Source organism: Achromobacter sp. Marseille-Q0513 (assembly GCF_018195695.1).
Classification (GTDB): Bacteria; Pseudomonadota; Gammaproteobacteria; order Burkholderiales; family Burkholderiaceae_B; genus Achromobacter.
In genome coordinates this window covers 1-4,364 of the sequence record NZ_JAGTJY010000296.1, presented here as the reverse complement: position 1 = coordinate 4,364, position 4,364 = coordinate 1, and the positions used below count along the sequence as shown (strand labels likewise).

The window sequence follows — 4,364 nt, the reverse complement described above, 5'->3', positions numbered from 1 at the left end:
GCGCATTGGCGCTCATGGCCTCGGCGGCCAGGCGCATCATGTTGAAGCTGCCGATCAGGTTGATGCTCACCACCTTCTGGAACAGGTCCAGCGGGTGGGCGCCGTTCTTGCCGACGATCTTGGCGGCGGGGGCGACGCCGGCGCAGTTCACCAGGCCGAACAGCGTGCCCAGCTCGCGCGCGGCGGCCACGGCGCGCTGGCCGTCGGCTTCCTGGGTGACGTCGCAATGCACGTAGCGCTGGCCCAGTTCCTTGGCCAGGGCTTCGCCCGGCTCGTCCTGCAGGTCGGCGATCACCACCTTGGCGCCGTTGGCCACCAGCATGCGCACGGTGCCGGCGCCCAGGCCGGATGCGCCGCCGGTAACGATGAATACCTTGTTCGCGATTTCCATGTCTCTACCACTTGGTTCAAAAGAAAAAGAAAGCGGCGCTGCGGGCGCCGGATGCGAAAAGGCCTTCGGGCCGCGCCGTGACGATGTGCGTCACGGCCAGCGCCGAAGGCCTCATGGCCGAGCGGGCGCCGTTCAGCCCTTGACGGCGTCGAACAGGCGCGACTTGATTTCCTCGACCGCGCCCACGCCCGAGATCTTGCGGTACTTGGGCGCGTCGGCGGGGCTCTTGCCGGCCCAGTCCGAGTAGTAGTCGACCAGCGGGCGGGTCTGCTCGCGGTAGACGGACAGGCGGTGGCGCACGGTTTCCTCGCGGTCGTCGTCGCGCTGGATCAGGTCCTCGCCGGTGACGTCGTCCTTGCCTTCGACCTTGGGCGGGTTGAAGCGCACGTGGTAGCTGCGGCCGCTGGGCTGGTGCACGCGGCGTCCGCTCATGCGCTCGATGATGTCTTCCTCGGGAACCTCGATTTCCACCACGTAGTCCAGCTTGACGCCGGCGTCCTTGAGGGCGTCGGCCTGCGGGATGGTGCGGGGGAAGCCGTCGAACAGGTAGCCGTTGGCGCAGTCGGGCTGCTTCAGGCGGTCCTGCACCAGGCCGATGATGATCTCGTCGGAAACCAGGCCGCCCGCATCCATGACCTTCTTGGCTTCAATGCCCAGCGGCGTGCCCGCTTTCACCGCGGCGCGCAGCATGTCGCCGGTGGAAATCTGCGGAATGCCGAAGTGCTGGGTGAGAAACGCGGCCTGGGTGCCTTTGCCGGCGCCGGGCGGTCCGAGCAAGATGAGACGCATGAGTGCTCCTGAGATGGGGATTATTTTTTGTGATCCGGGGGATTATGCCGCAACGCAACAGCCTTTGCGGGGCGGTGCCATACGAAATAACCCTTATATCAATGGCCTGTCGCGCCGCCTCGCTGCCTAGAGCTTGCCGTAGATCAAGCGCACGCGCTCCAGGTCGGCGGGCGTGTCCACGCCGGCGGCCGGGGGCGTGGACGCCCGGTGGACGACGATGGCGTGGCCGTGCTCCATGGCGCGCAGCTGTTCCAGCGACTCGAACCGTTCCAGCACGCCCTGGGGCAGCGTCGGAAAGCGGCGCAGGAATGACACGCGGTAGGCGTACAGGCCGATATGGTGCAGGGCGGGCAGGCCGTCGGCCAGCACACGCTCGCCGCCAGCCAGCGCATCGCGCGCCCAGGGAATCGGCGCGCGCGAGAAATACAGGGCGCGATCCGACGCGGTGCAGACCAGCTTGACCACATTCGGGTTGAACAGGGCCTGGGCGTCGGCCAGCGGGCAGGCGCAGGTGGCGATGTCGGCGTCGGGGCTGGCTTGCAGTTTCGCCGCGACGGCGTCGATCAGCTCCGGTTCGATCAGCGGTTCGTCGCCCTGCACGTTGACCACGATGGCGTCGTCCGGCAAGCCCAGCTGCGCCACGGCCTCGGCCAGGCGGTCGGTGCCGGTGGGATGGTCGCCGCGCGTCATCAGCGCGCGCACGCCATGGGTCTGGGCCGCCTGCAGCACGCGGGCGTCGTCGGTGGCGATGCAGACCTGCGCCGCGCCCGAGCGCGCGGCCCGTTCGGCCGTGCGCACCACCATGGGCTTGCCGGCGATGTCGGCCAGGGGTTTGTCGGGCAGTCGCGTGGATGCGGTCCGCGCCGGGATCAGGGCGATGAAGCTCACGGCGGACGGATCAGCTGGCGGGGGCGTCGTCGAGCGAGCGCGCCTCGCCCTCCAGCATGACGGGAATGCCGTCGCGCACCGGGAAGGCCAGCCGGTCGGCGCGGCAGACCAGTTCGGCGTGCTGCCGGTCATGTTCGAGGCGGCCCTTGCACAGGGGGCAGACGAGGATGTCGAGAAGGCGGGATTCCATGTCCGGGATTCTAAAACAGTTTGGCGGGCGGCAAGCCGGCGGGCGCGGCGAAAAGCCTGGCGCCCGGCAGGCCGCGGCCAGGCGGATCGTCGCCGCTGGCATCGGGGCTGACTCCTTCAATTGTTAAGCAATGTCATATTTTGAAGTAGGTTCAGCCCTATTGCGGGACGGATCGTCGTTATCATCCGCCGCGATCACATGCAGAGGAAAGAGGCACGATGGATCTGAATATGCTCAAGCTGGGGCTGATGCTCATCATCCTGATCTGGTCGATCTACAGCGGCATCACCTATATGGCCCGGCGCAGCGGCAACAAGGACGCCCTGCGCGATCTGCGGCGGGACGGCCAGCCCGCGCGGCGTTTGACGGACGAAGAGCAGGCCTTGGTGCAGCCCTTCCTGTTCGACCCGGCCAAGCCGAAGAAGCAGGCGCAGCTGATCAACGACGGCGTCTATCCGCTGCACGGCGCTTTCGTGCGCCACGGCATCGAGGCCAGCCAGGGCGGCACCACCATGCACGACACGCTGGGCGATGTCGACGTGGTGCTGCCGTACGACGCGCGCAGCTACCTGGTCGCGAACAACCATGCCGAGGTGGTGCTGACCGAGAAATTCGCCATCGTGGTGGCCTTGAACGGCGAGTTCGACCTGGCCGGCGGGCGCGAGCGCGAGCAGCGCCGGCAGAAGCAGGATCAGCAGTGGAACAGTGGCCGGACGGGCTCCATGCAGAACGTCGTCGACCTGGAGGTCGACCCGCCCGAGGCGGACGAGGCGCCGCGCACGGCCGAGCAACTGGCCCAGGCCGAGCGCGAGCTGGACGACGCCACGCGGGTCGAGATCCTGGCGCAGCGCGATGAGACGCCGGCCGAAGTGGCCGCGCGCCAGGGCCGCGGTTTCGGCTTCTGGGTGTCGGTGCTGTGGGCCCTGGCCTTCCTGTGCCTGGGACTGGCGGGCGGCGGCGGCGGCACGCCCTTCGCCGCTGGCGCGGGCGCGTTGGCCGCGCTGGCCTTGTGGCTGACCTGGCGCCGGCCCGCGCCGGACGCGCCGCAAAAAGTGAATCGCGCGCGCGGTGAGCTGAACGCCATCGTGCTGAGTAATCCGTCCAATTCCCAGACCGTGTCCACCCAGCTGTTCCTGGGCGACAAGCTGCCCGTCAACCTGCCTGACCACTGGCGCGCCAATCTGCAACTGCCCGACGACGGGCGCGTCGACATGGACCTGCGCGTGCAGGACTACGCGGTGCTGCGGTTGGGCGGCAATTATTCCGTGGATGAAGAGCAGCGCCTGTTCCCGCGCGTGTTCTGGGGCCGCCACATGACGCTGGCGCTGACCGGCCTGGCGGCGCTGGGCGCGCTGTGGGCCGTGGCGCCCAACCTGCCGGGCGATCTGGCGCTGACGCGCGCCTGGGTGCAGAGCGACGGTCCGCGCAGCTACGCCTCGGCCGAGGCGCTGGCGCAGGATCCGCCAGGATTCGGCCAGCCCGTGTCGCTGCGCGGCGCGGCCCGTTGCGAGCTGGTGCAGGGCACGAGCGAGCAGGCGGCGCGCGCCGATTGCGACCGGCTGCGCTGGGGCGGCGCGGCGCCGACGGTGCCGGAGCTGGAGATCGATCCGGCCATCATGGCGCTGCATACCGGCGAATTCCTGAGGACGCGCGCCAATCCCATGCTGGACATGCTGTTGCAGAGCCAGGTGGCGCAGCGCATGCGCACCAATCCCATGGCCGCCTACAACATGCGCGGCCTGTCGTTCTACCGCGTGTCGGGCCTGACCGATAGCGTGCTGGCGGTGGAACGCGGCTGCGCCGTGGCCGGCCGCGATGCGGCGCAGGCTTGCGGTGAGCTGAAGGCGGCGCTGGTCGAGCATCTGCTGTTCGCCGACGACGAACCTGAGAACTGGGCCGAGCGCCCCCTTCACCCCACCGCAACCCTGCGCCCGCCCGCGGCCCTCCACGCCGCGGCCGCCCCCCACTGCAGCCGCCCTGTCCGGCACCCCCGACACGCGCCCGAGATCAACACACCGCACGCTGCCGTCGCCCTCAGCAATGGGCAGGCCGCCCCGGCCCACCTCGCTCTCACACAGCATGTCCAGCAACCGGCCGGCACGCGCG

The 4,364-nt window shown here is 69.2% G+C and carries 5 protein-coding genes; 1 reads left to right on the top strand and 4 read right to left on the bottom strand.

What is annotated here, in order from left to right; all coding sequences use genetic code 11:
* From KDH83_RS29735 to KDH83_RS29720, 4 genes are all read right to left on the bottom strand, one after another.
* Positions 1–391, bottom strand: a 391-nt coding sequence (locus tag KDH83_RS29735; RefSeq protein WP_212322422.1) for an SDR family NAD(P)-dependent oxidoreductase, incomplete at its 3' end; no start/stop codon positions are given.
* A 132-nt stretch (positions 392–523) separates the two neighbouring features.
* A complete protein-coding gene (gene adk / locus KDH83_RS29730) occupies positions 524–1,180 on the bottom strand; it encodes an adenylate kinase (protein ID WP_212322420.1) in 657 nt (218 codons plus the stop codon).
* A 126-nt stretch (positions 1,181–1,306) separates the two neighbouring features.
* Positions 1,307–2,068 (bottom strand): 3-deoxy-manno-octulosonate cytidylyltransferase, encoded by a 762-nt coding sequence (kdsB, locus tag KDH83_RS29725; protein ID WP_212322418.1) that lies wholly within the window; start codon positions 2,066–2,068, stop codon positions 1,307–1,309.
* Between the two features lie 10 nt (positions 2,069–2,078).
* Positions 2,079–2,258, bottom strand: a complete 180-nt coding sequence (locus KDH83_RS29720; RefSeq protein ID WP_085479903.1) for a Trm112 family protein — start codon at positions 2,256–2,258, stop codon at positions 2,079–2,081.
* Positions 2,259–2,476: 218 nt separating this feature from the next.
* On the opposite strand from KDH83_RS29720, the gene KDH83_RS29715 reads away from it, so the two are divergent.
* Positions 2,477–4,364: IgaA/UmoB family intracellular growth attenuator (locus KDH83_RS29715; RefSeq protein ID WP_212322416.1), on the top strand; the 1,888-nt coding region annotated here is incomplete at its 3' end.

What these genes read in the sequence shown, in the direction of transcription:
- adk (WP_212322420.1), bottom strand. Translation starts at nt 1,180, where the DNA reads ATGCGTCTCATCTTGCTCGGACCGCCCGGCGCCGGCAAAGGCACCCAG.
- KDH83_RS29720 (WP_085479903.1), bottom strand. Translation starts at nt 2,258, where the DNA reads ATGGAATCCCGCCTTCTCGACATCCTCGTCTGCCCCCTGTGCAAGGGC.